Raw genomic sequence first — 25,849 nt, 5'->3', positions numbered from 1 at the left:
TAACCACAAGCAATACCAGGACGGGCCTTGGCAGCCATGCATGAGTCATCGTCTGGCAAGACCGCCGTGCCGAACCCACCTGCGTAGCCCTGCGCGAGCGGGGTCTGGCCGACACCATCCAGGCCAAAACAGGCTTGCTGGTGGATGCCTATTTCTCCGGCACCAAGCTGAAATGGATACTGGACAACGTGGTCGGTGCCCGGCAACAGGCCGCCAATGGAGAACTGGCGTTTGGCACGGTGGACAGCTGGCTGATCTGGCGACTGACCAACGGGGCCGTGCATGCCACCGACGTCAGCAACGCGTCACGCACCATGCTGTTCAACGTGCACACTGTTGAATTGCATCCAATAGTGAGCCACTAAACCTAGGTATTTGCATCCAAATTTGACCCACGTAGTCAAACTGTCCTGCTCAGCATTGAGCAGGAGGCACAGGAGTGATCAACGTGGCGTTATTAAGTGTGATCAGGCGGTGGCACCTGAGAGATGGAATGAGCATTCGGGAAATATCCCGACGAACGGGTTTATCGCGCAACACCGTGCGCAAGTACCTAACCAGCGGCGTGGTCGAGCCCAAATATCCGGCACGCTCCGTTGCCAATAAGCTCGATGCCTTTGCCCCAAAGCTAGAGGGCTGGCTCAAGAGCGAGGTTAAGAAAGGCCGTAAACAGCGGCGTAACACCCGCCAACTCTTCAATGATCTGGTGGTGCTGGGGTTTGAGGGCTCGTATGACCGAGTCGCTGCCTTTGCTCGTAATTGGCGTCAAAACCAACACGAAGCCGCCAAGACAACTGGGCGCGGGGCATTTGTGCCTCTCACATTTGCACCTGGCGAGGCCTTCCAGTTCGACTGGAGCGAAGACTGGGCTGTGATTGGCGGTGAACGCACGAAGTTGCAGGTGGCTCAATTTAAGTTGGCGCACAGCCGGGCATTTCTGTTGCGGGCCTACCCACTGCAAACCCACGAAATGCTCTTCGACGCTCATAACCATGCATTCCGGGTGCTTGGTGGTGTACCTCAGAGGGGCATCTTCGACAACATGAAAACTGCTGTCGACAAGATCAAAAAGGGTAAGGCTCGGGACGTGAACATGCGCTTCCAAGTCATGGTCAATCACTTCGTCTTCGAGGCTGAGTTCTGCAACCCAGCATCGGGTTGGGAAAAAGGCCAAATCGAGAAGAACGTTCAAGACTCTAGGCATCGTCTGTGGCAAGTCGCGCCCGTGTTTGAAAACTTGGACGCCCTCAACGCCTGGCTGGAGAGGCGTTGCATAGAACTCTGGTCTGAGTTGCGTCATCCGCAGCGACGCGAGTTCACGATTCGAGAGCTGTGGGAGCAAGAGCGTGGCACGCTCATGGCGGCGCCTTCGGCGTTTGACGGATTTGTGGAGCACACCAAGCGCGTATCGCCCACGTGCTTGGTTCATTTCGATCGCAACCGCTACAGCGTGCCAGCTACGTTTGCCAATCGGCCCATTAGTTTGCGTGTGTACGCCGATCGCTTAGTGATGGCAGTTGCTGAAGCCCTTGGAGACATCCAAGGGCTTTTTACTTTTCTAAATAGGTCACTGCAAAACTTCTGTCCGAGTTTTGAGTTAAATAAAACCCATCTTTTGTGTTGTCTTTTGAGCCTTGTCCTTAATTTCTACAGAGCCACGCCCGTCTCGCACCGCGCGCGCGATGGAAAGTTTTAACAACTGCTTCTGCTTGCGTGGAGAGTATGCAGAGAGCTTTACCAGCTCTGAGTACTCCAACTCGGGGACTTGCAGTACACGCCCTTTCAAGCTTTTGATTTCTTCAGCGTAAATCGAACCGGCAATCTCAATAGACTGATCTTCAGTCGGATTAGGAATTTCAATTTCAACAACACGACTTCTCAGCGGTGCGCTTAAGTTTTTTGTCGAATTAGCAGTGAAGCACCAGTTCAGATGCTCTAAATTAAGAGTCAATTCGGGAAAGCACACATCAGTGAAACGTCGAGATGTCTGGGTTTCGAGTAGAGCAAGCATCAGATCAAGAACCGAGCCATGTTGGTCCGTGCGGCCCACCTTCTCCACTTCATCGACACAAAAAAGAGCATTAGCAGGGCGTGGTTCCATATTTTTTGGATTTACTTCAAGCAACATGGTCTTGAAAATCAATCCGACATCAGCCGATGTGTAGTTTCGAGAAAGTCCATTCAAAACATGAGAGGCCTGAATTGAACTTGCATCGAAGATCCTACCTGTAATGTCTAGTGCTTCTGAAAGCTCATTAAGCATTGCAGACTTCCCAATTCCCGGCTCACCAATCAGGCAAAAATTCTGCAACTTGAGTGTTTCGCCAGTGACGACTTGCAGATGGATCTGTGGAGCTACAAAGTCCAGAAGAAATTCTGAAAAGTTTTTATATTTTTCAGAAAGTGCCGTCACTGCTTGGATATGAGTCGGCGAGGCTTTTACAAGCTGACGGAAACAGTCACTAACTTTGATCTCTGTTACTTTACGCGCAAGCTGATCATTTCCTGAAATAGCTTTACGAAGATTAACCCACTCAGAAATTTTAAAAAGCTCATGCCGCTCGGAATCTAAGTCAACAATATTTTCAAATATTCGTCCGGATTTACGCAGCTCTTTGATGTCGGTTTGAAGAACTCCGTTCAAATCTTTTTCCAACTGTTCTTGGATTTTGCAGACGCGCGTATTTGAATTTGATTTGCCGAAGCTGCTGGGTTCCATCTTTAAATCTCCTTGATGGAATCCAATGTATTTTCTAAAAAGCAGTCAAACAACTACCAAGAATTCTTGAGTGATTCGTATTGAATTCGCTTAGAAATCTCTTAATGATCGCAAATAAATTTCAAGCGCTGCATACGCTTGACTTCGATCATTCCTTGATTTTGAAACAAGTATGCAACGTCACTTATGCAGCGGGAGCGGTCTTAGGCGTCTACCGCTCGACCAACTGCATACGGCCATAAGCGGTCAGCCGTGATGATTGCCGATGGCCGTCATTCGCAGCCCATGTGCTCCCACATAGCGGTCATCTGAAGCCACCCAGGCAACCGGGCAACCCTTCTCTGCTGATGGGGATGATATAAGTTTGTAGTGTTTTATTCATAATGTAGAATAATCTACATTATGAATTGGCTCTGCTTCATCACCAGCCTACCCACAGAAAACGCCACCCTGCGTCAACGTGCCTGGCGGGCCCTCAAGTCATCCGGTGCCTCTGTGCTGCGTGATGGCGTCTATTTGCTCCCTGACTTGCTCGGCAATCGGTCTCTTTTGGATGGCATCGCCCAAGATGTGTTGTCGGGTGGCGGAACGGCCATGGTGCTGGACACCGTGGAGACGTCCGGGGCTAATTTCAAAAGCCTGTTCAACCGATCTGAAGAGTACGCCGCCCTTTTGGCTGAGCTTGCCAAAGCCGCAGGCGATCTGACCCCTGTTTCGGTGCAAGACGTTCTCAAGCAAGTCAGAAAGCTTCGCAAGTCTTTCGATCAACTCAGCCAGATTGACTTCTTCCCCGGACAGGAGCGGGCCCAGGCCGAAACCGCGCTGCTCGAATTGGAAGGCGACTGTGCCCGCTTGATTTCTCCCGATGAGCCGCATGCCGCCGTCGGTGCCATTGCCTCGCTGAGCATTGCCGACTACCAAGGGCGTACTTGGGCCACTCGTGCCAAACCTTGGATGGACCGGCTGGCCACCGCTTGGTTGATCCGCCGTTTCATTGACCCCAAGGCACGCATCCTTTGGCTCAAGAGTCCCAAAGACTGCCCCAAGGACGCCTTGGGATTTGATTTCGACGGGGCTACTTTCTCACATGTCGGATCGAAGGTGACATTCGAGGTTGTTGTTGCCAGCTTTGGCTTGATGGAGCCAGCGCTCCAACGTCTGGGCCTGTTGGTTCACTACCTGGATGTGGGCGGCGTGCAGCCCCCTGAAGCCGTGGGCGTGGAAGCCGCGCTTGAAGGCCTGAGTAGCACGATCACCGACGACGACCAATTGCTCACGCTGGCCAGTGCCATCTTCGATGGTCTGCTGACCACTTTCCAGAAACCCACCAACAAGGGAGTGAAGGCATGACCGATACCAAGAACCTGACCCCTTACTCTCTTTGGCAACTGACGCTTTACTTCCTGAGACTTGGAACTCTAGGCTTTGGTGGGCCAGTGGCGCTGGTGGGTTTCATGCACCGCGACCTGGTGGAAGAGCGCAACTGGATCACCGAGGCGGACTACAAGGAAGGCTTGGCCTTGGCACAGATCGCACCTGGACCACTGGCTGCCCAATTGGCCATCTATCTTGGCTATGTGCACCACCGAATTCTTGGCGCAACGGTGGCTGGCTTTGCTTTTGTGCTGCCATCTTTTGCCATGGTTGTAGGTTTGGGCATGGCCTATGTGTCTTATGGCGGCTTGCCTTGGATGCAGGCAGTGTTTTATGGGGTAGGTGCTGCGGTGCTGGGCATCATGGCCATTGGCGCACACAAACTGTCCACCAAGAGCATCGGCAAGGACAAACTGCTGTGGGCAATCTTTGGTGTGCTGGCCGCAGTGACCATCATCACCCAGTCTGAAATCGCTTGGTTGTTCATTGCAGCAGGGCTTCTGGTCTGGGTGATCCGTTGCAAGCCCACCTTCGGCAACAAAGCCATGGGGCTGGGTCTGGTGCCCCCAGTCGATGCCGCCCAGCTTGCTCCTGTGGTGCTTGATCCGGCCTTGTTGACGCAAATCGGTCTGTTCTTTGCGAAAGCCGGGACCTTCGTCTTTGGTTCGGGTCTGGCCATTGTTCCCTTCCTCTACGCGGGCACTGTGACCGAGCACCATTGGTTGACCGACCGCCAGTTTGTCGATGCCGTGGCCGTGGCCATGATCACACCGGGTCCGGTGGTCATCACAACGGGCTTCATCGGCTACCTGGTCGCAGGATTGCCCGGCGCGGCCATGGCCGCAGCAGCGACTTTTCTGCCGTGCTACCTCATCACCATCGTTTCAGCACCTCATTTCAAGAAGTGGGGCAAGAACCCCTCGGTGATCGCCTTTGTGGATGGCATCACAGCAGCTGCCATCGGGGCCATTGCAGGCTCGGTGGTGGTGATCGCGCAGCGCTCCATCAGTGACATCCCAACCGCACTGCTTGCCCTCAGTGCCACTGCACTGCTATGGAAGTTCAAGAAGATTCCCGAGCCGGTACTGGTTATTGGTGCTGCCCTGATCGGATTGGCCATCTATCCTCTGGTGAGCCATTGATGAAAACCGCAATTAACCTGTTGGTCTTGAGTGGTGCTTTATTGCTCCAAACCAGCTTCGCTCAAGACCGCAAGATCGAGCAAGCCATTAAGCATCGTAAGGCGGCGTTCACCTTGATGGCGACCTATGTGAATCGGATGGTGCAGACCGTAGAGGGGAACCGACCGTTCGATGTCAAGCAGATGGCCCAAGATGCCAAAGCGGTCGAATTGCTCAGCAAGCTGCCATGGGAGGGGTTTGTCGAGGGCAGTGAACGGGGTGAGACCCGCGCCAAAGATGACATCTGGTTTGAAGATGAGAAGTTCAAGCGGTATGCCAACGACCTGCAAGTCAAATCGGCTGCGGTGACAGTTGCCGCCGAGTCCGGTGATCTCAAAAGATTCAAGGCAGCCGTTAGTCCAATGCGGGATGCCTGCAACACCTGCCATAAGGCGTTTCGCAAGGAATGACCGTGTATCGCCCGCGCTGGATCGCCGTGCTTTTGCTGATGGTCTGTTCAGTGACTTGGGCCACCAAGCCATTGCCGGGCTGGAAAGCATTGGGATCGTCTGAAATTGAGGACTTGTTCAAGGGCAAAGTGCTTGGAGATGGATTCCATTACAGCTACCGATTCCAGACCAATGGCTCTCTCAGCGGTGTCGAAATGGCCAAGGATGTGCGAGGCACTTGGGCGGTCGAAAAGAAACTGCTCTGCCTCCATCGGGAAAAGCCTCGACGGTTCACCGAATGTTTTGAAGTTCACGCCAATGGTCGCGACATCAACATGTTGGACCGTGGAGGCTTGGTGTTCCGGGGGAACCTGCTTGACCTTGAGCCAAGCCAGCCAATCCATTGACCCTGTGTCGGTCAGTAATCAGGAGGTTTGATCATGAAATGGATCACACGCGAGCGCCCCAAGATCGACCGAATTGCCTGCCCATGGCTGATCACGCGATTCATCGACAAGGACGCCGAATTTCTCTACGTTCCCGCCACGGATGTGCTGCGCCTGTCCAGTGAAACTGGGGCCACACCCTATGACATTCCGGGTGTGGCGTTTTCTCATGTGGGCGAGCGGTGCAGCTTCGATGCCTTTTTGTTGGCGTACAAACTGGAGCAACCCGCGCTCAAGCAGTTGGCTGGAATCGTGCGCGGTGCGGACACCTCACGACTGGATTTAACGCCCCAGTCTCCAGGCTTGTATGCCATCTCACTGGGTCTGTCTGAAGTCTTCAAAGACGACCACGAAATGCTCAAGCACGGCTTGGTTATGTACGATGCGCTGTATGCGTGGTGTTGCCACTGCCAAGGTGAATCCCACAACTGGCCTCCCAAAATGTAATCTCCCGTGAATCAGAGCGTTATCTTTGCCATTGCTGCCGCCGTTTTGTTCGGTGCCAGCACACCGCTGGCCAAACTGCTGGTGGGCGATGTTTCGCCTGTCCTACTCGGTGGCCTGCTCTATCTGGGAAGTGGTGTTGGGTTGGGGCTATTCCGAATGCTGCGTGACAAGGCTTGGAACCCATCAGGACTACAGGCTGGTGACTGGCCTTGGCTCCTTGGAGCCATCTTCTTTGGGGGTGTCTTAGGTCCCGTGGCCTTGATGTATGGCCTGACGACGGTATCAGGATCGGCTGCTTCTTTGATGCTCAATCTGGAGTCGGTGCTGACCGCAGTCTTGGCATGGGTGGTGTTCAAAGAGAACGCCGACAAGCGCATCGTCTTAGGCATGCTCGCCATCGTGGTTGGAGGGGCGGTGCTTTCTTCGCAGCCTGGAGGCGCTGGCAGCTCCTCCCTTGTTGGTCTTGCTGCCATTGCCATCGCATGCCTGTGTTGGGCCATTGACAACAACCTAACCCGCAAGGTGTCGGCCTCTGACGCGGTGTTCATTGCCAGTTCAAAAGGTTTATTGGCCGGATTGGTGAACTGCGTCGTCGCCCTGGGGATGGGGGCCAGCTTTCCCGCAGTTCAGACCTCTTTGCTGGCGATGACTGTGGGCTTGCTGGGGTACGGCATCAGCCTGGTGTTCTTCGTCTTGGCCTTGAGAGGATTAGGGACTGCTCGCACGGGGGCTTACTTCTCAACCTCACCGTTCATTGGTTCTGCTGTTTCATTGCTGTTCCTCGGGGAAACTGCAACAGCCTCGTTTTGGCTGGCCTCAGCACTTATGGCCCTGGGTTTATGGCTTCATCTGACCGAGACTCACGAGCATGAGCACACGCACGAGCCACTTGAACACTCACATGCGCATACACATGACGAGCATCATCAACATCAACACAACGCGAGTCTGGATTTGACAGAGCCACATGCCCATTTGCATCGACATTCATCGCTCACTCACAAGCATCCGCACTATCCTGACATTCATCATCAGCATTCGCATTGATGCACCGTCTGATGGCCTAGGTTTTTGAGGACAGTCAACGTCCGCTTTGATCAATTGCCTAAGTCCAAGAGTGTCTGCTTAGCTGAGTTCCCGATGACAGCTAAGGGTCGGCTGCGGCCAGTCACTTGCGACGATTGAATGTCTGCTCCCAGCCTGAAGCCGTCTTTAATTAGCGTCATCACATACCGGCTTGCAACGGAATTCCGCCCCCCTCTTCTTCCTGAAGACCCGATCTGCCCTCCAACAACAACACACCTATTAGGTGTGTTGTTGTTGGAGGGCATCGCCTGGCTCTTTAGCTAAATCGAAAAAAAGATTACTAGACCCCTTAATAAAAATTCAAAGTCAGCGATTTCATCCTAATGGACCTAGCGCGTAGTGCGTTCAGGCCATCAATAGGAGTAGAGATGAAAAGCAAACACACACTCGCCGCTGTCAACTGGGGTGATAGTGCAGGCATCGAAATGATTGCGATAGACGAGGCACTATCTGCGTATAAGCCGAATCCACGATCACCCGCATTTGCAGTGCAAAAGATCTTTCAAATCAAATCAAATGATGATGATGAACAAGTTTTTCTAGCTCGCGAAGATTTCTTAGTGATGTTCCCACTACTGAAGGGAGATGTTTATGAAGGACAAATGAGTTGGGATGCTGCTGGCTCATGCTGGAGCCTAAGTCCTGGACCAACTGTGCCAGCGTTAAGAATTCAGGAAGACGCCATGAGATGGTATTTGAATGGTTGGGACATGAGTCGCCACACTCGCGACTCAGAATTCGGTTATCCCGAAGATCGTGAGTTTGCCCCCTCGGGCGAAGGAATTGATCGCCTGTTCCATGCACTCTTGCCGCATGAGGATGAGTTGACTCGTCGCTTGTTTGTTGACCATCAGAATGAACGCGTCGGTTACTGTGATGTGTATAAGTCAAAAAACACAGACATGTACGTAGCTGAACTTGGATTCTTCAACGACCGAAGAACCCATCGATTACAACGAATCACTCAGCCTTTTTGGGAACTTGAAGGGTTCACCGTCCCATCCATGCTCAAACAATACAAAGTTCTGAGCTATAGAGTCCATCACATCTTCGCTTTACGTGGCGAAATGGAATAAATCTAACGCGAGCACTGCGGAGCAATTCCGCAGTGCAACCATGCCTGCCCAAAATCAGCCACACAAACGACATACTGATTTATGGGGTAAAGACCACATACATCCAGCAGATCTTTGGAACTGCCAAACCCACATTGAACTTCGCAATCAATTGGCACAGCAACAGTCATCTATGGGCAGAGGACTTCGTTAAAAAATATTTTCCCCCTCCCCCTTAAAAACGGCAAAAGGTCAGCGATTACATAGAAATGGACCTTGTGCAAGTGCATCTTGGCCATGCAATAAAAAGGAGAGACAGATGAGAAAGGTAGACATTTTTAAAGACATCGCTGGGCGTACAGATGAGATCCTTGATGCATTGGGAATTGATCAGCGCTCACGGTTTCGCCACATTCACTGCCCAATTCCGTGCCATGACGATCATCGACCATCATTTCGTGTAGATGTTCAGAAAGAACGTTTTATCTGTAGTTGCTCACCCATTGGCGGATCAATGATCGATTTAGTCATTGCCATGGGGCATGCTGAAAATTTTGTCGAAGCAGCTCGCTGGTTGCGTCGAAAGTTGATGATTCAAATGACGACAGTAAAGCCATTTCGAATTGAACACAACTTCGTGGAAGACGCGCAAGATGCAAAAGAAGCGGCCAATCGTGACGATATCCTGCGCGTGTTCTCACATTGTGTTGATGTACCTCCGTTTCATCCTTACCTTGTAAAGAAAGGAATTCTTCCGCTAGGGGCACGTTATGAAACAACATTGAAATCCATCGTGCTGCCAATTCACGATTCGGAATATGTGTTCCGAGGGATGGAATACATTGATGATCAAGGAAACAAGTTCTGCATAGATGGGACGAAAAAATCTGGTAACGGACTCATGCTCGGCAACCCAGATTCGAGTCCAGTTTTGTGTGTTGCAGAGGGTTGGGCAACCGGCGTATCAGTGCACATGGCGCTTGGTGGAGTACCGGTGTTGATCACTTTTGGCGCTGGAAATCTTTCAGCAGTCAAAAACTTTGTGCGACCAGAGCAGAAAGTTTGGTTCTTCGCTGACAAAGACGAAAGCGGAATTAAAGCAGCGAATGATGCGGCTCAAAAACTAGACCCTATCGGAGTAGTCTTACTTCCAACACTGGATGATTTCAATGAAGACTTTTTGGGCGCTATGGGGCGATCGAACTTCATCAAGATGAAACACCAATTCCAAGATACACGGAGACAAAAATGATGCAAAAAACCACTCCAACAGGTCTAATGGATTCGTTTTCACAATTAACGAAACATTTAGATACGAAAGATGCATCAACGCTCAACAGCAACGCCACGATTACGCCTCCTCTGGAATGGTTAGGCATGCCGATTGATCTACGCGAAACTCGACGAGTAGCTCAAAAAAATGTGGACTATGTTTTGTCGCCAATCATTCCTGCCGGGCGCGCTACTTTGGTTACGGGAGTCGGTGCGTCATCTAAATCGATGCTTCTCAAACAAATGGCGATTGCCGTCGCAATTGGTCGAGATTTTCTTGGTTTGTCAGTTCCAACGCCAGGGAAAGCTGTTTTGATTCTTGCTGAAGACACTTCAGAAGATGCCCATCGAAGCCTGGACGCTATTTTTCAAGGTATGAACCTAACGGATGACGAAATCACTCTTGCTCAAAAACGACTGCATGTATTTGCAGCAGCCGGCATGGATTGCGTAATCGTGAATGAAAACGATGCATCTGAAAGACTTGAAAAATTACTTGCATTTGTGAGTAGTCTCGGTGACGTTCGACTGATTGGACTTGATCCGGCTATTGCACTGTCGCGGGGGCGCGAACTTGACGAGATGGCCCAACGAGATCTCGCTAACGCCGTTGAACGAATTGCTATTACTTCAAGGGCGGCCGTCTTAGTGATATCGCATGCAGCAAAGTCTATCCAGAGCAGACAAGAGATCACTTCTCACTCAAGTAGGGGAAGTGGTGCAATTACAGATGCTTTTCGACTTGAAATACTAATGCGTGTGATGACTGAACGAGAAGCAAGAGACTTCCGAATCCCAGAAGAGTTTAGATTTCGGTATGTTCGCATGCAAGTTACCAAGGCTAATTCACTCTCTTATGAAGAGATGCAACCGCGTTGGATCGAAAGAGGCTCAGGCGGCGTGCTAACTCTTGCCAATCTAGCACCTCCTGTACCCACTGCGTGGGTTCGCAAGCGACGTGGACTTGAACTTTTTTTCAACACTGACACATGCACAGGAGAGGTATGTCCGACAACTTTGTCTAAAGCAGAATGGAAGAAGAGAGCCGCTTCAGCAGCACTTTTGACTGGAGTTTCGACTAGCGCAAAGGATATGTCTGCGACAAGATTGTTTGCAGCAATCCAAGACTGCAACTGGATTTACGAAGCAGAAGGAAAGTGGACAGTAACGGCGGAAGGATTAAATGAACTATTGGATTAGCAAACTGCCAAGACCGTGACTTACATTTTGGCAGCAGATTTCCCTTGGAACCAACATCATGGAAAATGAACCAGAGACAAGACGAAAACGCTTATGGATCGAAAAAAAAATCTAACCAACAGTTCCAGCATACATTTCGACGGCACAAATAACAACATCATGGTCGAAGATGCTGTTTCCAAATTCACCTGGGAACTGAGTCGCAAGGGCGAAGCGCAGCAAGTCAATGGAGCCGTGCTTGCTGTACTTGTTTCTGTCGCTCTGGAAAACGGGTGGAAATTTCCCTCAGAAACCCAGCACAAAGCGAACTTCATTGACCTCCAACTTCTGAACCAGTTGCCCAGCCATTTCGACGATCAGCAGGCCAGAAGATTCTCGAGAGAGTCTCTTAGGGCTGTTGGAAAACAAGGAGCAGAAACGCTTGGCCCGGAAGGAGCAGTCCTCTCCGAACTGCTTGACTTCATTTACCAAGGTGCCTTTAACCTGAGAAAACTGGATGAATCATCTGCAGCCGGACCACTCCGACCGATGTGCAGGATATTGGACATCCCAGACGATCTACCGACACCAGCAGCAAAGATGCGGGTCATGTCACTGGAGGGAGAAGGACTGCGCACAGTCCAGGTGCCCGACGCGGTCCTTGACTATTGGGCAAATTTTGAACCTGGTACCCCTGAAATTTACCTACACGCCATCATCCCGGATGAGACGAGGTACCAAGAAGTCATTCTCGTTAAGAGAGATGCGTGGGACAAAGCAAGCCAAGTCTTGAGGCACTTCGCAGACAGCAGCGATGAAGTCTACGAGGATCAATTTCAAAAGGTCCTCGATCAGATTCTGCGAGCAGAGGAGTTCAAAAAACTCACACTCGAAGGCTAGATCATCGAGAAAGCTCTCTCATCCTTCGAACCGTGTCATTCAAAGATGCTGCCACCGGGGTGCCACGCTCGGAAAACACCTTCGCCAAAGATTCGTAGTACCAGAGAGTCTGTTCTTGACTCGCTGTGAATCGTTCGTAGACCGCAGAACCTATGCGCAGGAGGTCTTCAACAATTGCACGTGCGTTGTGCAGTTTGTCAGATCCACTCACCAACAGCACATCGTCTGTGGCGTCCTTCAGATGTTCGAGATATTGCTCTTTGCGAATCTTCCAAGGCGCTTTCTTGCCGCTGGCATCAGGAATGCCATCTGTACACCCTTCGACAATATCGGCCACGCGATCACCAAATTTGTCACGGATCAACTTGGCATATTTGGCACCACCATCCTCGATGGCATCGTGAAGCAGCGCCGCCATCGCTTGGTCCTCATCAGCCCCGTGATCAAGTGCAATCGATGCGACCCCCATGGGGTGCGCGACATAGGGAATGTCAGTCCCTTTCCGCTTTTGTCCAGTGTGCGCCTCAACAGCTAGTGCGAGCGCTTGTGAAATTCGTTCAGTCAGCATTTTTTCATCCTTGTCGTACCCAAAGGCTGCGCCTTAGCTTTACGGTTCGTTGATGCCATGGGAGCGCACTCAGTTGTCATATGGCTCCTCGCTAAAGTCTGGATCTACTTCCCCGACCTCAACGTCATACTCGCCACCAGCAAGCTCAATGGACGGGTCTAGATCATCAATTGCCGCGTTTTCAAGATCGCCGCGCAAGGTGATGAACAGATCCACTTCCACTTCATGATCGCGAGATACTTCTATAGAGCCAAAATTTAGCTCTTCATGGTCGATGGTGTCGTATATAAAAAATTCAACATTCACGTCCACAGAAACCTGAACTTTCGCTCTGACCTCGATGATGCAAATGGTAGGGTCATGATCCACCAACCATGTCCCAATTTCAGTCAGGTCCATCTGGTGACCGACGTAGTGCGCTTGATCCACCTCTGCCTCAACACGGTGACAGAAACCCGTCCAAACATCACCTGCATTCCAATAGGCACCAGCAACATGGTTTTCAACTGCGGCCTGCACCAATGTAGAAAGACTGCTGGTGGTATTTGATAGCTCCGTACTGACTTTCGCAGTCACACCTGTTGCCACCGGATTGGCGGACTTGAACAGCGCGACAAATTCATCCAACGATTTCACACAGTAGATCCAGTCACTGTCCTTGGCGAAATCTGCCCATCCGCCATCCTTTGAGATCACGATGCCCTGCTTTTGGGTAGCCATCGCATAGTTTTCCAGCGTCAAAAGCGCGGCAGCATCGGGAAATTCGGACTTTTTTCTGGCTTCAAAAGGCGCCACTTCTTGGAAATAGCGATCAAACATCTGTCGCGCCAAATTTGGTCCATCGATGGGCAGAACGCTTCCACCAAGCCCTGCGACAAAGGTCTTGAACTCATTGGAGAAATTTCGAGCGGCTACAGCTTCGGGATTCATGCCTTCAATTTGAGCGTTGACAGAAGTGAAATCCTGCCTTGTGTGCCGCTGCAAACTCGAAATCGCAGAGTTCAGTTCCTTAACAGTCTTAGTCACTGGATCCATTCGGTGTGCGTGGACTTCCCTCTCGACAACTTCAGTCTGCTGGATAGTCAGCCAAGAGGGCCTTTGAAGAGGCAATGCTCGCAACGCACCCTCAGAAAACTTGAAGCCCAAGCCTTGAATGATGTCCGTATCAATCGAAAAAAAAGCGACAGTCTTGTCTTCTAACAACGCTTGTGCACTTGGCAAACCACTTGGCATACTTGCTTATCTCCTCCGTTGGATTTATGAATCCCGCAAGATTGCAGCAGCCATGTTTGAGCCAGTCGTATAAACGTCCTTGCACTGATCGGCGAATATGAGCTCGAACTCGCTGTCAGACATATGATCGAACTTCGATCCGGACGGGCCATTTCTGCTCATCAGAACATCAAGAATCGGGACAAACACGTTTTCTTTGCCGGACAACTCTCTTTGCAAAGAAGCCTCAATCGCCGCAGAGAGTCGATCGACGAAAACTTTGTTCGAGTCATTGAACATCCGGTCCATATCGATCCCCAACAACTTATTCATTTCAGCAAGCCCCGGCCCCGAGCCACCAGCTTTCTCCTTCAGGCTGCTGTTGACCACTCCCATGGTCAAGTTGTTGTTCACCGCCAGCACTTTATTGAGACCTTCAACAGTGATCGCCTTTAGTCGCTGGTCATTGCATCCCGCTTTTCGAAGTGCAAGCCAAAGGATGCTCCAAGCGAAGAAGGGACCGGGATTGGCAAAAAGCTGTCCGAAGCCGTTCTTTGAGCAGTAGCTATCGAAACGATTCCCAGCATTTCGAACGAACGACGTTGCACGAAAGAGCGGATCTTGGTGCGTCGGCTTCTGAACCTGAGGTACTGGCGTTGGCGACTGCATCCTCTTTTTTGATGCCAGAAAAGAATCAAATGCTGCCGAACGTTTTTTCGCATCCTGCCTGGTGAAAAACCAACCCAAGCCAAACAGGGTGCCGCCGACCCCTATCGCCCCAATTACTGCACCCGTCAGTAGAAATGTTCGATCAGTCAACTCTCCGCCGACAAAGCCACCAATGATGGCGGACACGATGATGACGATGATGAATGCTTTCATTTCTCTCCCCTTGTTCGTTCAGGGTGCCTAAATTCCCACGGTGGGATCTGACTCGGAACACCCCATAGCCCTAATTTCCCCTGTCGTGCCTGCTGCTCTGCATCTGCATATGACAGCCTTAGCCCCTCTGGCTGTTCATTCGCGTATTGCTTGTAGTGCCAGGCCAACCCTGCTCGAATCTGCTCAAGACAGACATCAGCTCCATTGACAAGCACCCTACCAAGAACCCGACCGTATCGATCCTTCTTGGTTGTCTCAACGGTCACAGTCTTCCCAAAGACATGATCGGAAAGATGTCTCTTGGAAACCGCCCCAAATGGCTGTGCTTTTTCCGGGGCATCAATTCCTAGAAGCCGTACCTTGACGCTGTCATGCCCGTCGACGAGAACGGTGATGGTGTCTCCATCGGAAACACCGACGACACGACCAGTGATCTCTGCGCTCATTACAGTCAGTGAGGTCCAAATCAGCGCTACGCCGATCAGGGCTTGTCGAATTGAGCGCAAAAAATTCATCACGACCTATTCCTCGCCATCTTTTTCAATGGGGATCCGAGCAGTCAAGATGTATGCGTCAGGCGCTCCCTCTCGCACGATGGTGTAGCCGCTCCGGATTTCTTTTCGCCCCCAGTTTCCATCCCACGTAGTCTTGAAGGACCAAAGCTCATCCCCGGGTAGCAACTGGGAAGTCAAATCTACCCAGCACTTATTCAAATGCCCAAACGGAAGCGACGGAACTGCCGAAAGTGGATCTGAAACGATTTCCGACGATTCAATCTGCTCGATCGATTTCTGCGTTTGCAAATCAGCCTTGAGTACCTTGAATACCTTCTCCTCGTAGCCACCACTTGATCCCTTGTCCAGCATGTCTTTTATCTTCATGTAAATGGCGACTGGCCATACAAAAAGAACCAGCACAGCGGCCAAAACGGGTACGAGACAGTTGTTGATGATTCGATATGAAAGCCTCTTTCGCTCTGGATTCATCGCATCTAGGATGTCCTTAAGGCCATCTGATTCAGACCTGGAATTCCATTTGTGTGCCCCGTACATGATCACAAGAGTCACGGCTCCGACGCCGAGATACCAGTAGAGGTAGATCATGACTGATCCCCTTTCTCGCGACCTTCACGTGAGAAGACCGTCATGGCTCCATTGCTGTAGCCCTCTTTGGCATCTACATCCTCAGCGACACCATTGACTTTCACATGACGAGAAATCAGCACTCCTTTTTCGAATTCGAGCAACAGATCACGCTCGTAAGTACTGCCATAGCCCATATGGATGTACTCAAGCATTTTTCCCTGAGGCAACCGGATGACTCCTGAATACCAATGCGCGAATACGCGTTGGCCGTATCCTGGGAATACTGTCTCGAGATCAGCATCTTGGCCAGACTCAAGCTCTCCGTTGAGCTCAATCAGGTACAGCCTATCGTTGACGATTTCCCAGGTGCCCACATAACCACGCCAGAGGGCTGTGCAGTTGGACGCAAATCGCGGCAACTCACCGCCCAGCGCAGAGTAGTCCCCCAAAGGATTCGTACACATCGCATGCTTTTCGCCTTCAAAGAGAAGCTTTTCTGAAATTTGGGCTGTCATTTTTATTAGCTCCTCACAAAACAATGGACTGGCTGCAATGAGGGCATCGCACGCCAAAATCGGTGTACTCAACTACTTCGTCGGGTTCGAATCGCTTGGAGCAACGTGGGCAAGTCGTTGTCCCCGTCGGGATCCTCTTTGGAGGAGGTGGCTGTTCTATTTCCTCCTCTTCCTCATCGGATTCCAGATCGGCCTCGATGTCAGCCAGGCCTTCATCTGGGTCGTCTTCTGACACGTAGTCAGGATCCCAGGTGAAGATCTTTCCACGTTGCTCTAAGAGCCATTTGCGCGTCTGACCATATGAGGGGAGTTCTGCAGCCCACTCGGCAAGTACAAGGGCAGTGGGGACAGCCTTATGGCTGTTGATCGCATTGATTGCGCAAGCAATGACTTCATCAGCAAAGCTATTCGCAACCGCCTGAAAGTTGGGGTCACTCTCGCCTAGAGAGGCTCTGAGCTCATAGATGATGTGCTCAACTTTAGACAGCCCATTTTTTCGACGTAGGTCATCTATGGATGTGCCTTCATTGCGCTTCGCCTTGCTACGATCAACAGCATCTTGAACCGCATTGGTCAGTGGTTTGGTGATCTTTTCGGCGATGTACTCAAGAGTTTGGTCATGGAAGTACAAGCAGTGTTCAGTCATCCGAATGGCATTGGGGCCATAGACCTGCTCACAGGATCTGACAGCTATCTCGATCAATGCATCTGCTATCAGATCTCGTACTCTTTGAGGCGAAACCTGAGATGCGCCCGGTATTGATGCAGTGGCTTCGTCGTAAAGGTCTTCTGAAGCAAAGGCGATATCCTGTAATGCCTGCTCAAAGTAAACAGTACCCGAGTCCTCTAAGTCGCCCGTCATCCAGATGGAAAAGACACCCCGATTTATTCTCCAAGAGACTTTCCCGATTCCAGTGTGCTTCTCGAACTGTTTGGTCCATACACCGTCCGTCTCAAGTAGCTCGAAATTAGTTAGACACTCAAAGGCAAGCTCATCAACCGTGTCACCGTCACGAAACCAGAAAAATGAGTGGAAGACTCGCATTTCCGGAAGTTCAATGCGACGCGCCGCATCCTTGATCGCCTCCATAGAGCGATCAAGGACACCTAGATCGGGGAAGTCGTGTGGGTAGGTCTTGTCTTTGCCTAACTCGGCAAACATCTCAAGATCTGAAACACGTTTGGCAATTTCACGACTACTGGCCGTGACGGGAAGTCCAAGTACGCGAAACGGGTTTCTCAGCACCAAGTCCATGCGGCCTCACCTCAGTCTTCCGATGAGAAGGTGCGCTTGTCTCGGAATTTCTCGTATGAACGAACTTGCTCACGTGAAATCGAGGGTTGGTGTTGTTTGAGTACAGACTCGAATTGCGCGTTCGAGATCTTGACCCGGTCTTTAAGGGCCAGACGTGAAGCCTCATTGACCAGGAACTTGATGTCGCTTGAGACATATCCATCCATGAGTCCAGCCAGGCTAGTGAGGTCAATATCCTCATCTACAGGCCTGTTCCTCAGATAGAGCCGCAACATCTCCTGCCGAGCAAAAACATCTGGCGGAGAAAGGTAAACAACCTTGTCGATACGCCCAGTTCTCATGATCGCTGGATCGATGTTTTCAGGGCGGTTAGTCGCAGCCACAATAAAAATTCCCTTATCCGCACAGTTTGTCATCTGTGCAAGGAATTCATTCACTTCTGACGATACGTGCTGATCAATGCGGCCATCTCGATTGGGCAGGACTGCATCCACCTCATCGATGAAGATGAGCGTCGGGGCTTTCTCTGCGGCCTCCTTGAACATCTTGCCAATCTTCTCCTGCGTCCCATGGATGTAGGTGCTGGCCAAGTCAGAAGGTTTTACTTCGATGTAGTGATATCCAATTTCCTCAGCCAGCTTCTGAGCGATGTAGGTCTTGCCGCATCCTGGAGGGCCATACAGCAGCATGCCGTTGGGTGGCGAAACTCCATACTCTTTGTAGAGTTCTGGCTCGGACAAAGGTCGAATGATGTCTTGGTACAAGGTCTCCTTGAGCTCATGCATGCCTGCAATGAGGTCGAAGCCTTTGCCTTGGCTCTTCGCTGAGTAGTCCTTATTCGGAAGCTCCGAACTTGTGGTGTCTCGCAATCTTTTAGGCAGATCTTCCACAACACCATCGCGCCAATTCTTCAATGCCGCCAAGAACTCCCCTGCATTGCGATATCGTTTCTCTAAGTCGCGCTCAATCGCTTTGAACAAGATCTCGTCCAGTCGATCATCTTCATCTTCCAGATGAAAGGATGCCGCACGAGGGGCCTGCTTGCGAGCTCTAGAAATTTCCGTGACGACATCTTCGGGGTCTGTATCTTCCCACTCGATTTCGTACTGCCATGGGTGAATGCCTGTGACTGCACGATACAAGGTCACACCGGCGGAGAATACGTCGCTGGACAGGATATACGTGCCCCAGAAACACTCGGGAGCCATGTAGGGATAACGACCTGCAGCGCCTGGCAAGTGCTCGTCAGTGTCGAGAGGCTGCGCCAAACCGAAATCTGACAGCAGACCACGAGGAGTAACGCCGTCATAAGACAGCAGGATGTTGTCTGGGTTGATGTCTCGGTGAATGATTGGAGGCTCCATCGAGTGGACGTGATCCAACCCCTCGAGAACGTCAATCATGATATTGACTGCCTCAGCACGCGACAGGTTGATTCGCCGGGCCAGAAGTTGCGTGTGCGTCTCACCAGACACGAACCCCATCGTGAGGAAATGCCTGGTCTTTGCATCAAGCTGGAACGAGTTGCACTCAAAGACCCGGACCACATTTGGATGTGTGACCTTGGAAAGAACTCTCGCTTCGCGAGATATTTCCTCGATATCGACTGACTTTTCGAAGTCTTCTTTAAACAGCTTGAAGACCTGAACACCCAAGTATTTGTGTTGAACGCGGTACACCTCCCCAAAAGCCCCTTCGCCGATGTAGAAGAGGACTTCGTAGGTTCCGTCGATGACTTGTCCTCTGGCGAGGGTGCCGCGCTTTTTCATTTATGCCTCATTGGCGCAAGATGTCATCACTTGCACGCTGAGCAGCTTCACGCTTCTCTTTGGTCATCAAAGACCACAGGGTTCGAACCGCTTCTTCAACCTTCGACTTCGAAGGATTAGTGGCGATCATGGACTTCGCATCATTGAGTACTCGGCGAGCCTCGCGCTTATCGGTCCATTCAGTGGACTCGAAATCTTGGTCGTACTCCTTGATCCAGCTCATCCACAGACCGATGTCTTGACCTATCAAGGCAAAGGAGAAGGCGTGAATCTCGTCGAGCAGTTGCTTTCCAGCGTTGTAGTTTTTCTCGGACTTAGCGTGACGAACGCGTTTTTGATAGTCCGCAATGAGCGGCTGCGATTTTTCGTTTCCGTAGCGTTCATCGTTGACCAGCAGGTACTCCATTGCTGAGTCCAATTCGGCCTCCAACTCTGGCCACCTGTTTGTGGACTCGATCTTGTCTAATGCAATGAATGTCTTCTGCAGCTTCTGCCGCGCCATGACCTTTATATCGACATCGTTGCCTCGGTTATTGAGCAACCGTTCGACTTCATTCAGGTCGTTCTTGAACTCAGATATATCGGCAGATTTCTCACCTGACTCCAGCTTTTCCGCAACCCCACGCGCTTGCTCGACGTCCGCCAAGAGGTCAGCCACGTCTTCCGACTTCAGCGTGCTGCTCTCAAACTGCAAGTCGATCGTTTCATCCAGCGTTGGGATGTAAATAGACAACGAAGCACGGCGAGATGCGTCAATGCTCAGAGTGAGTTCAACTTCGCTTTGCGCGGGGAGCATGGCGGGCAACTGTTCGCCAGTCACAGTTGCTCCTCCGTAAAGGTCATTCAAGATCGCCCGAGAGCCTTCATCGCCATAGGAGAACTCATAGAACTGGACCGTAAATTTGTCAGAGCGATTTCCAGGTCGGATGTCTTTGGCTGTCTTGTATGTACCTTTGCCTTTGGCAGGCAGCGTGTTGTTCTTCTTCAGACCTTTGAATTCATACACGCCCTGCTTACCGTCCAAGGTGTTGTACACCTCTAGACCAATGGAGTAAGGCAAAGTGGGGTTGGCAATCTTCAAACCGTGAATGATAGTGATTGAGCTTGGCTCACACGGGATGATCGAACCGTCAGGACCAAAGAGTTTGATGTCGAACTGGTTGGCTTTTCCATCATTGAGAACGACCTCGACGATCTCAGTGTCGCCATCCATCTCAACCTTGCCGCTCGACCAGCCACGGTCAGCACGAATGATTTCAAAGGAAAAGGAGGACGGCAGGTTGGCTGTAGATTTGTTACGGTCAACCCGGATCCCAAGGTTCTCATGGGTTTCAACGGTCGTTTCGGGGTACTTGAGCGTGAGCTGTGCTTTGCTGGTATCGCGCTTTTGTAGATCGCTTGGAATATTCTTTGTCGAAGCAAAAAGCGCCGCTCCCTTGGCGACAGCCGTCATTGGGTCAACTGTCGTATCGATCCGACTGGAAATCTGTTCCTTCAGCATCCGACGCAGAGTCTGCGAAAAAGTTGGTCCACCAACCAAAACGATCGAGCTCAGATTATTTCCAGTCAATTTGTTCCGTTCCAGAAGATGTTTGCAGATATCGATAGCTTTCTGGAACAGCGGACCACAGACCTTTTCATATTGCTCTAGTGAGATGGCCAGATCGACCTGCATCTCTTCGCCCTCGTCGTCTGAACCGAAGTCCTCTAGGAAGTGATCCCATGAACTTTTCGACGACAGGGCAATCTTGGCCTGTTCGGCGTAGCGCTTAAGTGCATCCTGCAGCAATTTTTTACTGAGTTCGTCATCCAAGATGCCATCAATTTCGCACTGCTTTGCGATTTCGGGAACAAACAACTGATCAACAATCGCTGAATCAATGTTCTTGCCGCCGAGATGGTTGTCCCCCTCTGTGTCGACTACCTTCATGATCCCATCGTCGACGTGCATCAGTGCGGCATCAAAGGTGCCACCACCGAAGTCAAATACCAGCCAATGGCCGCTATTGCTGCTGGCCTTGATTCCATAAGCAATGGATGCCGCAATTGGTTCTTGCAGAAGCTCGCAGTATTTGAAACCAGCCAACTCTGCCGCACGCTGAGTTGCATCAATTTGGTTCTGCTTGAACATGGCCGGAACTGTGATCACAACCGAGCCGACTTCCTCGTCACGGATGTAGCCACGGAGCTTCTTCAGAACCTCGGCTGACAGGTCTTCCGACGTGTAGCTGCGCTCCATGTACACAGACTCATAATTGTGGTCAGTACCCATGGTTCTTTTGAACTCATGGTAGCCATTACTTGGTGCTTGACGACGGGCGCGGAATGCGGATGAGGCTTCGCCCTCAATTGCATTCTTGGCGTTCTGTCCTACGAACATCGTCTTTTTCTTGTTGAAAGAGACGCAGGACGGCGTTGTGTCCATTTGGTTGTCATCGCTCTTGATGATGAGGGCTTCACCTGCATCCATCCGCGCAATAGCGGAATTCGTAGTGCCCAAGTCAATGCCGTAATCAATTTTTTGTCTCATTTCAATTCCTCACTCAAGATCCAATGCTTACTTCAATGTCAGCCATTCTGATCATCACACCCCGGTAGTTAACCTGAGGCACAACCACCTTGCTGATGATTTTTTGGTCTGGCCCAAGGTCGTCACTCGGGACAAAGCGAGCCTTTACGGACAAGTTCTCCGTGTAGGCCATGCCTGTATGGTCAACGATCTCGTAACCTTGCTCAGCCAGTTCAGACTCCAGTCGCTCTAGAGACTTTTGCAGCGGCGTCAGTCCCTTGGTGTCTTCGGGAAGTGAGGCGAGACGTTTGCGCATCCGATGGATTTCATCGGCAAGCTTCAAAGGCAAGTGATGATCTGCCTCTGCTGGTTTTGCCTGACCATTGGCCACCGCGCTTATCTCCTGCACCTTCAACTTGTTCAGAATTTCAAACAACGAGTCCGCCAGTGCCGTGTCGGACTTCGCTATCTTCTCTTCCGTAGAGCGGACAGTATCAATGGCACTCTTTACTTGAGCGGACAACGATTGTTGACTGGCGTCATTACGACGACGCAGATACCAGTAGCACCCACCCAGCAACAGTAGAAGGGCAGCAATTGCAGCGCCATACCACTTCGAACGCGTTGTGATGGTTTCGTCGATGGTCTGGGTCTTTTGCTCAGTATCCCGACTCAACTGATCCAGCGATCCACCCAAGGCTGTCTGCTTGCCCTCAAGCGCGGCAATCTTTGAGCTCATCTCGTTCAACTTTTGCTGCTGGAGTTTTCCGCTGGCAGAGAGCTCGCCAAGTTGCTTCTTGAGCTCGACTGTTGCGTCTTGAGCCTGCTTCGCTCCTTTTTCGAGACCGTCAACACGCTTCTCAACTTTTTGAAGTTGTGCTTTGAACTGGTCTACTGCCTCATCGGCCCAAATCAAGCTGCTTGCAGCGGCAAGCATCAAGGCTATGGTCATTTTTTTATTCATATCGCTCCTTTTTATCCGCTGCACATCGACAACAGAAAGATGACTCCGACGATCCACACCCAGACCGGGATCTGTTCGAGGATGTTGCTTGAACTAGATGCGCGATTTGCTCTTACCGTTACAGCAGCGGTCACGCTGGTATTGATGCCTTCGATTGTTTCAAGGTTTTTGTTCACTCGTACTCTGGTTTCCCCATCAAGATCCAAAAGCAATAGCTTCCTGGTCAGTCCCGTTGCCTGTCCAATCGTCGACTGAAGATCCGTCAAGTTCTTTCTCGAGCTGAACGAGTCTTGTGCCTCGTTTACTGTATCAATCAAGAAGCCAAGGATTCGGTGTGCGCATGCAGATGAAATCGTGATGTATCGCTTATCCGTTGAGCCGACCTTTGCCTTGATCTTCGCCAGCTCACGCTTCATGTCTTCCAACATGTTGCTGGCCTGGGTCATGGTGTACACGTCCACCTTGAGCTTCTTAACAAGCTCGCCAAAAAGCTCGTCTTCTTCGTCTTCTTCAACCCAGCCCTGAATAATTTCGAGGTTCTCTCCAATGCGAGACTTCACACGCGAGAACGAGGGAAGACTGTCCGCCCATTGAATAAGGGACATGGCCAACTTTGGGTCTTTGAAATTATTGAGTGCCTTGACTGCGCAGGCGCACACCTCGTCGGCATAAGCATTTGCGATTGTTTGAAAGCGAATGTCTTCTTCACCTAAGACTTCCTCGAGGTCTTCGATGATCTTTTCAACTTTACCCAGCTGGTTCTTGGCTTTAAGTTCCTCGAGGTCCTCTTCGGCACGAAGTCCCTCACTGACTTTGATCGCCTCTTGGACCTCTTCAATCAGTGGGTTGACGATCTTTGATGAGGCGTAATCACGCGCCTCGGCGGGAAACGACCAGAAAGATTCAACGATCTTTAATGCGTTCTTCCCGTAGGGGGTGCCTGCAGAAGACTGCACCAAGCCAACCACCTCATCGACAACACGTCTCCACAGGCTCTCACGATCCAAACCGGACTCATTGCCCGAAAGGACGTCTTGGATTGAGTTATCTAGATCGTCATCGATGACGAAGCCCAAGTCCTCCAAGGCTTCATCCATTTCGTCTTTGTCCAGCATCCCACCATTAGCTCTAACAAGACGAAGTACGCCGCGATTGAGTCGCCAGGTGTATTTTTTGGTGCCTTTCTTGCCAAGCTGCTTGTCCCATAGTTCAACCGCCTCATCGACGTTACCAGCTGCCAAGCTGTCGAGCGCCAGTTCATCGACGCTGTCGCCCGCACGGAACCAGAAGAAGGAGTGGAAGAGTCGCCCCTCGGTCTGTTCAATCTTTCTGGCTGCATCCTTGATCGCTTCAAGGCTTCGATCTAGTGCACCAAGACTAGGTAAATCGAGCGGATACGTCTTTAGCTTACCTAGTTCGGCAAACGTCTCAAGGTCTGAAATTCGTTTGGTGATGTCCCGCGTGCTTGCTGTAGCAGGCAAACCCAACACTCGAAATGGATTATTTAGAACGAGATCCACGCATCAACCCTCTTAGAACGGCCACCACTTGCTTTTTTCTTCTCTGGAGCTGGCGCCCCACCGCCCAACAACCGCCCAACGGGTGTTTTTCGGACGTTTTCCAGTTGCTTCAACAGGTCTTGTCGAGATTTCTCATCGAGGTGCGGAGGCTTACCCTCTGCAACCGACGATCCCATTTGCTTCATGGTAGCCACGTCAAAGTAGTGATCGGTCATTGCCAACGAAAGCACCAGCTCCTCATCGGTGACTGGCCTTCCCCCGCAATGAGGGCAGTCAGTGAAGGCTCCATGCTTCATTTCGCCGCACTTGAAACAAACCGCTTGAGTCATCTTCTATCCCCTCGCCGCCAGCAAGACAACAATCACCACCACAGCTGCAAAAAACAGCCACTTCCAAATCCCAGCCCCACCAGTTTCGGTTTGAACACGCTGTTCGGGTTGTGCGGAATCCTGCTCGGTGACGGTCGTTGGATTGCCCGTGATCTTTTCTCGATAAGAGAGCCCCGTACCGGGTATGCCGATGTTGCCCGTTGCTCCATCCTTACCGAGGTTTACAGACAGACCGTTCTTGCCTACGGTGAGGCTTGCGCCGGACTTGCTCAAATTGAGCCGAATCCCGGGAAGCAAGCTGATACGCTTTTGAAATCGAAATCCCATCGTCTTTACGCTGCGCGCCCCATCTTGTGTATGGGCTGGAGTCCCGCATAGTTCGTCACCAGCGGATAGCCTCGGTAAAGTGTCCCGCCTTCGGAGATGGTCTGCATGCAAGCCACAGAGACGGAGGCGAAGTTGCCACGCTTACTCATTCGCGAGCAGCTATCTGCAACACTGCGCCAGTTGACTGGCAGATCGGCGTCTTTGTGAGGATAACGGGCGGTTCTCACAATCACCCACTCCGGGCCATCGTTGCCAACAAACCAAAGCGAGGGGTCCACACCCGGGTTCGCCTGCCATGACATCAGCTCATGACCTTCTTTTTCAATTTGCTCACGGACTACCTGAACGGCAAAGTCCTGCAACTCCCAGTCTGTCATCTCAATCTTCTGGTCGCTGATTTCAGCCGGGGGCTCGATGAGCTTCTTGGTTCTCGCGTCTTGCAAGCCCCAACCAGGAAGAGCGGGCTCCCATTTGCCACCACGCTTGCGCATAGGCATCAGGCAGGCGTGCCCTTTGCACCCGTCGGCAACGCTCAGTAGCCCCTGCAAGCTTCCAGGCCCCTCTATCTGGCCCTCTTCGTCCTCGACCCTCAAGAAGAACAGCTGGTTTCCCAGACGAAAAGACAAATGCTCGAGGAAGGGAGGGTTCAAATGCGCCCTCAACCAAGCGTTGAGCTGACCACCCGCCACGTGCTCGATGTGCACACCAGCGGCTTGCCAGCAACGGGCAAACTCTGGTGTCACTTCGGACATGGGGATGTCATGCATCTGTACTCCTCAAATCATTAGATAAAGAAACTCTTTTTAATCTTATAAGATGTTATCAGAGTTGTTATCATTACGATACAGTGGTATCGTGCCCATAAC

Annotated in this window: 25 protein-coding genes and 2 pseudogenes; 12 read left to right on the top strand and 15 right to left on the bottom strand. The window is 51.3% G+C overall.

The window, feature by feature from the left end; genetic code table 11:
* Positions 1-47 precede the first annotated feature (47 nt).
* Positions 48-335: pseudogene (locus C5F52_RS28495) on the top strand (FGGY family carbohydrate kinase); the annotation flags it as partial.
* 104 nt (positions 336-439) lie between these two features.
* Positions 440-1,516, top strand: a pseudogene (gene istA / locus C5F52_RS28490) (IS21 family transposase); the annotation flags it as partial.
* Positions 1,517-1,597: 81 nt separating this feature from the next.
* Here istA and C5F52_RS28485 read toward each other — a convergent pair.
* Positions 1,598-2,719 carry an AAA family ATPase gene (locus C5F52_RS28485; RefSeq protein ID WP_104801752.1) on the bottom strand — a complete coding sequence of 374 codons (1,122 nt, stop codon included), beginning with the start codon at positions 2,717-2,719 and terminating at the stop codon, positions 1,598-1,600.
* Positions 2,720-3,121: 402 nt separating this feature from the next.
* Here C5F52_RS28485 and C5F52_RS28480 point away from each other — a divergent pair, with 402 nt between their 5' ends.
* The 10 genes from C5F52_RS28480 (at position 3,122) to C5F52_RS28435 (ending at position 12,048) form a co-directional block, all read left to right on the top strand.
* Complete coding sequence (locus C5F52_RS28480) at positions 3,122-4,069, top strand: chromate resistance protein ChrB domain-containing protein (RefSeq protein WP_104801751.1); 948 nt, start codon at positions 3,122-3,124, stop codon at positions 4,067-4,069.
* On the top strand, positions 4,066-5,235 hold the full coding sequence (locus tag C5F52_RS28475; RefSeq protein WP_104801750.1) for a chromate transporter: 1,170 nt from the start codon (positions 4,066-4,068) through the stop codon (positions 5,233-5,235). The genes C5F52_RS28480 and C5F52_RS28475 overlap by 4 nt, the downstream gene beginning before the upstream one ends.
* Positions 5,235-5,684, top strand: a complete 450-nt coding sequence (locus C5F52_RS28470; RefSeq protein WP_161499782.1) for a cytochrome c — start codon at positions 5,235-5,237, stop codon at positions 5,682-5,684. Before C5F52_RS28475 ends, C5F52_RS28470 begins: the two co-directional genes overlap by 1 nt.
* Positions 5,681-6,070 carry a hypothetical protein gene (locus tag C5F52_RS28465; RefSeq protein WP_104801748.1) on the top strand — a complete coding sequence of 130 codons (390 nt, stop codon included), beginning with the start codon at positions 5,681-5,683 and terminating at the stop codon, positions 6,068-6,070. Before C5F52_RS28470 ends, C5F52_RS28465 begins: the two co-directional genes overlap by 4 nt.
* A 33-nt stretch (positions 6,071-6,103) precedes the next feature.
* A complete protein-coding gene (locus tag C5F52_RS28460) occupies positions 6,104-6,556 on the top strand; it encodes a chromate resistance protein ChrB domain-containing protein (RefSeq protein WP_104801747.1) in 453 nt (150 codons plus the stop codon).
* 6 nt (positions 6,557-6,562) lie between these two features.
* Positions 6,563-7,603 (top strand): DMT family transporter, encoded by a 1,041-nt coding sequence (locus C5F52_RS28455; protein WP_104801746.1) that lies wholly within the window; start codon positions 6,563-6,565, stop codon positions 7,601-7,603.
* 407 nt (positions 7,604-8,010) lie between these two features.
* Positions 8,011-8,718, top strand: coding sequence for a hypothetical protein (locus C5F52_RS28450; RefSeq protein WP_146100191.1), 708 nt, complete (start codon positions 8,011-8,013; stop codon positions 8,716-8,718).
* A gap of 298 nt (positions 8,719-9,016) precedes the next feature.
* Positions 9,017-9,949, top strand: coding sequence for a toprim domain-containing protein (locus tag C5F52_RS28445; protein ID WP_104801744.1), 933 nt, complete (start codon positions 9,017-9,019; stop codon positions 9,947-9,949).
* Complete coding sequence (locus tag C5F52_RS28440; RefSeq protein ID WP_104801743.1) at positions 9,946-11,169, top strand: AAA family ATPase; 1,224 nt, start codon at positions 9,946-9,948, stop codon at positions 11,167-11,169. Before C5F52_RS28445 ends, C5F52_RS28440 begins: the two co-directional genes overlap by 4 nt.
* 93 nt (positions 11,170-11,262) lie before the next feature.
* Positions 11,263-12,048 (top strand): hypothetical protein, encoded by a 786-nt coding sequence (locus C5F52_RS28435; RefSeq protein ID WP_146100190.1) that lies wholly within the window; start codon positions 11,263-11,265, stop codon positions 12,046-12,048.
* A 1-nt stretch (position 12,049) separates the two neighbouring features.
* Here C5F52_RS28435 and C5F52_RS28430 read toward each other — a convergent pair whose 3' ends face one another.
* The 14 genes from C5F52_RS28430 to C5F52_RS30105 form a co-directional block, all read right to left on the bottom strand.
* A complete protein-coding gene (locus tag C5F52_RS28430; protein ID WP_104801741.1) occupies positions 12,050-12,616 on the bottom strand; it encodes an HD domain-containing protein in 567 nt (188 codons plus the stop codon).
* Positions 12,617-12,685: 69 nt separating this feature from the next.
* Complete coding sequence (locus tag C5F52_RS28425; RefSeq protein ID WP_104801740.1) at positions 12,686-13,849, bottom strand: PIN domain-containing protein; 1,164 nt, start codon at positions 13,847-13,849, stop codon at positions 12,686-12,688.
* Positions 13,850-13,873: 24 nt separating this feature from the next.
* Positions 13,874-14,710 (bottom strand): hypothetical protein, encoded by an 837-nt coding sequence (locus C5F52_RS28420; RefSeq protein WP_104801739.1) that lies wholly within the window; start codon positions 14,708-14,710, stop codon positions 13,874-13,876.
* Positions 14,707-15,225: a thermonuclease family protein gene (locus C5F52_RS28415; RefSeq protein WP_104801738.1), complete on the bottom strand. Its 519-nt coding sequence runs from the start codon at positions 15,223-15,225 to the stop codon at positions 14,707-14,709. Before C5F52_RS28415 ends, C5F52_RS28420 begins: the two co-directional genes overlap by 4 nt.
* Before the next feature lie 6 nt (positions 15,226-15,231).
* Entirely contained in the window at positions 15,232-15,813 is a 582-nt protein-coding gene (locus tag C5F52_RS28410) for a hypothetical protein (protein WP_104801737.1), read from the bottom strand.
* Positions 15,810-16,310 (bottom strand): hypothetical protein, encoded by a 501-nt coding sequence (locus C5F52_RS28405; RefSeq protein ID WP_104801736.1) that lies wholly within the window; start codon positions 16,308-16,310, stop codon positions 15,810-15,812. The genes C5F52_RS28410 and C5F52_RS28405 overlap by 4 nt, the downstream gene beginning before the upstream one ends.
* Positions 16,311-16,323: 13 nt before the next feature.
* Positions 16,324-17,565 (bottom strand): hypothetical protein, encoded by a 1,242-nt coding sequence (locus tag C5F52_RS28400; protein ID WP_104801735.1) that lies wholly within the window; start codon positions 17,563-17,565, stop codon positions 16,324-16,326.
* 11 nt (positions 17,566-17,576) lie between these two features.
* Positions 17,577-19,334: an AAA family ATPase gene (locus tag C5F52_RS28395; RefSeq protein ID WP_104801734.1), complete on the bottom strand. Its 1,758-nt coding sequence runs from the start codon at positions 19,332-19,334 to the stop codon at positions 17,577-17,579.
* Positions 19,335-19,341: 7 nt separating this feature from the next.
* Positions 19,342-21,864 carry an Hsp70 family protein gene (locus tag C5F52_RS28390; RefSeq protein ID WP_104801733.1) on the bottom strand — a complete coding sequence of 841 codons (2,523 nt, stop codon included), beginning with the start codon at positions 21,862-21,864 and terminating at the stop codon, positions 19,342-19,344.
* A gap of 13 nt (positions 21,865-21,877) precedes the next feature.
* On the bottom strand, positions 21,878-22,807 hold the full coding sequence (locus tag C5F52_RS28385; protein WP_104801732.1) for a hypothetical protein: 930 nt from the start codon (positions 22,805-22,807) through the stop codon (positions 21,878-21,880).
* 11 nt (positions 22,808-22,818) lie between these two features.
* Positions 22,819-24,327 carry a hypothetical protein gene (locus tag C5F52_RS28380; RefSeq protein ID WP_146100189.1) on the bottom strand — a complete coding sequence of 503 codons (1,509 nt, stop codon included), beginning with the start codon at positions 24,325-24,327 and terminating at the stop codon, positions 22,819-22,821.
* Positions 24,312-24,656: a hypothetical protein gene (locus C5F52_RS28375; RefSeq protein ID WP_104801730.1), complete on the bottom strand. Its 345-nt coding sequence runs from the start codon at positions 24,654-24,656 to the stop codon at positions 24,312-24,314. Before C5F52_RS28375 ends, C5F52_RS28380 begins: the two co-directional genes overlap by 16 nt.
* A 3-nt stretch (positions 24,657-24,659) precedes the next feature.
* Positions 24,660-24,983: a DUF4236 domain-containing protein gene (locus tag C5F52_RS28370; protein WP_104801729.1), complete on the bottom strand. Its 324-nt coding sequence runs from the start codon at positions 24,981-24,983 to the stop codon at positions 24,660-24,662.
* A 5-nt stretch (positions 24,984-24,988) separates the two neighbouring features.
* Entirely contained in the window at positions 24,989-25,750 is a 762-nt protein-coding gene (locus C5F52_RS30105) for a hypothetical protein (protein ID WP_201747107.1), read from the bottom strand.
* Positions 25,751-25,849: the final 99 nt, after the last annotated feature.

It is taken from the genome of Limnohabitans sp. TS-CS-82, from assembly GCF_002943475.1.
Note: the sequence above shows the minus strand (reverse complement) of the source record. Positions and strands in the feature narration are given on the sequence as shown.

Bases quoted from the DNA above. Each gene is read 5' to 3' on its own strand.
- C5F52_RS28400 (WP_104801735.1), bottom strand. From the start codon at position 17,565: ATGGACTTGGTGCTGAGAAACCCGTTTCGCGTACTTGGACTTCCCGTC.
- C5F52_RS28425 (WP_104801740.1), bottom strand. From the start codon at position 13,849: ATGCCAAGTGGTTTGCCAAGTGCACAAGCGTTGTTAGAAGACAAGACT.
- C5F52_RS28470 (WP_161499782.1), top strand. From the start codon at position 5,235: ATGAAAACCGCAATTAACCTGTTGGTCTTGAGTGGTGCTTTATTGCTC.
- C5F52_RS28445 (WP_104801744.1), top strand. From the start codon at position 9,017: ATGAGAAAGGTAGACATTTTTAAAGACATCGCTGGGCGTACAGATGAG.
- C5F52_RS28410 (WP_104801737.1), bottom strand. From the start codon at position 15,813: ATGATCTACCTCTACTGGTATCTCGGCGTCGGAGCCGTGACTCTTGTG.
- C5F52_RS28460 (WP_104801747.1), top strand. From the start codon at position 6,104: ATGAAATGGATCACACGCGAGCGCCCCAAGATCGACCGAATTGCCTGC.
- C5F52_RS28415 (WP_104801738.1), bottom strand. From the start codon at position 15,225: ATGAATTTTTTGCGCTCAATTCGACAAGCCCTGATCGGCGTAGCGCTG.
- C5F52_RS28385 (WP_104801732.1), bottom strand. From the start codon at position 22,807: ATGAATAAAAAAATGACCATAGCCTTGATGCTTGCCGCTGCAAGCAGC.
- C5F52_RS28440 (WP_104801743.1), top strand. From the start codon at position 9,946: ATGATGCAAAAAACCACTCCAACAGGTCTAATGGATTCGTTTTCACAA.
- C5F52_RS28465 (WP_104801748.1), top strand. From the start codon at position 5,681: ATGACCGTGTATCGCCCGCGCTGGATCGCCGTGCTTTTGCTGATGGTC.
- C5F52_RS28480 (WP_104801751.1), top strand. From the start codon at position 3,122: ATGAATTGGCTCTGCTTCATCACCAGCCTACCCACAGAAAACGCCACC.
- C5F52_RS28420 (WP_104801739.1), bottom strand. From the start codon at position 14,710: ATGAAAGCATTCATCATCGTCATCATCGTGTCCGCCATCATTGGTGGC.
- C5F52_RS28370 (WP_104801729.1), bottom strand. From the start codon at position 24,983: ATGGGATTTCGATTTCAAAAGCGTATCAGCTTGCTTCCCGGGATTCGG.
- C5F52_RS28450 (WP_146100191.1), top strand. From the start codon at position 8,011: ATGAAAAGCAAACACACACTCGCCGCTGTCAACTGGGGTGATAGTGCA.
- C5F52_RS28375 (WP_104801730.1), bottom strand. From the start codon at position 24,656: ATGACTCAAGCGGTTTGTTTCAAGTGCGGCGAAATGAAGCATGGAGCC.
- C5F52_RS28395 (WP_104801734.1), bottom strand. From the start codon at position 19,334: ATGAAAAAGCGCGGCACCCTCGCCAGAGGACAAGTCATCGACGGAACC.
- C5F52_RS30105 (WP_201747107.1), bottom strand. From the start codon at position 25,750: ATGCATGACATCCCCATGTCCGAAGTGACACCAGAGTTTGCCCGTTGC.
- C5F52_RS28485 (WP_104801752.1), bottom strand. From the start codon at position 2,719: ATGGAACCCAGCAGCTTCGGCAAATCAAATTCAAATACGCGCGTCTGC.
- C5F52_RS28435 (WP_146100190.1), top strand. From the start codon at position 11,263: ATGGATCGAAAAAAAAATCTAACCAACAGTTCCAGCATACATTTCGAC.
- C5F52_RS28405 (WP_104801736.1), bottom strand. From the start codon at position 16,310: ATGACAGCCCAAATTTCAGAAAAGCTTCTCTTTGAAGGCGAAAAGCAT.
- C5F52_RS28430 (WP_104801741.1), bottom strand. From the start codon at position 12,616: ATGCTGACTGAACGAATTTCACAAGCGCTCGCACTAGCTGTTGAGGCG.
- C5F52_RS28475 (WP_104801750.1), top strand. From the start codon at position 4,066: ATGACCGATACCAAGAACCTGACCCCTTACTCTCTTTGGCAACTGACG.
- C5F52_RS28390 (WP_104801733.1), bottom strand. From the start codon at position 21,864: ATGAGACAAAAAATTGATTACGGCATTGACTTGGGCACTACGAATTCC.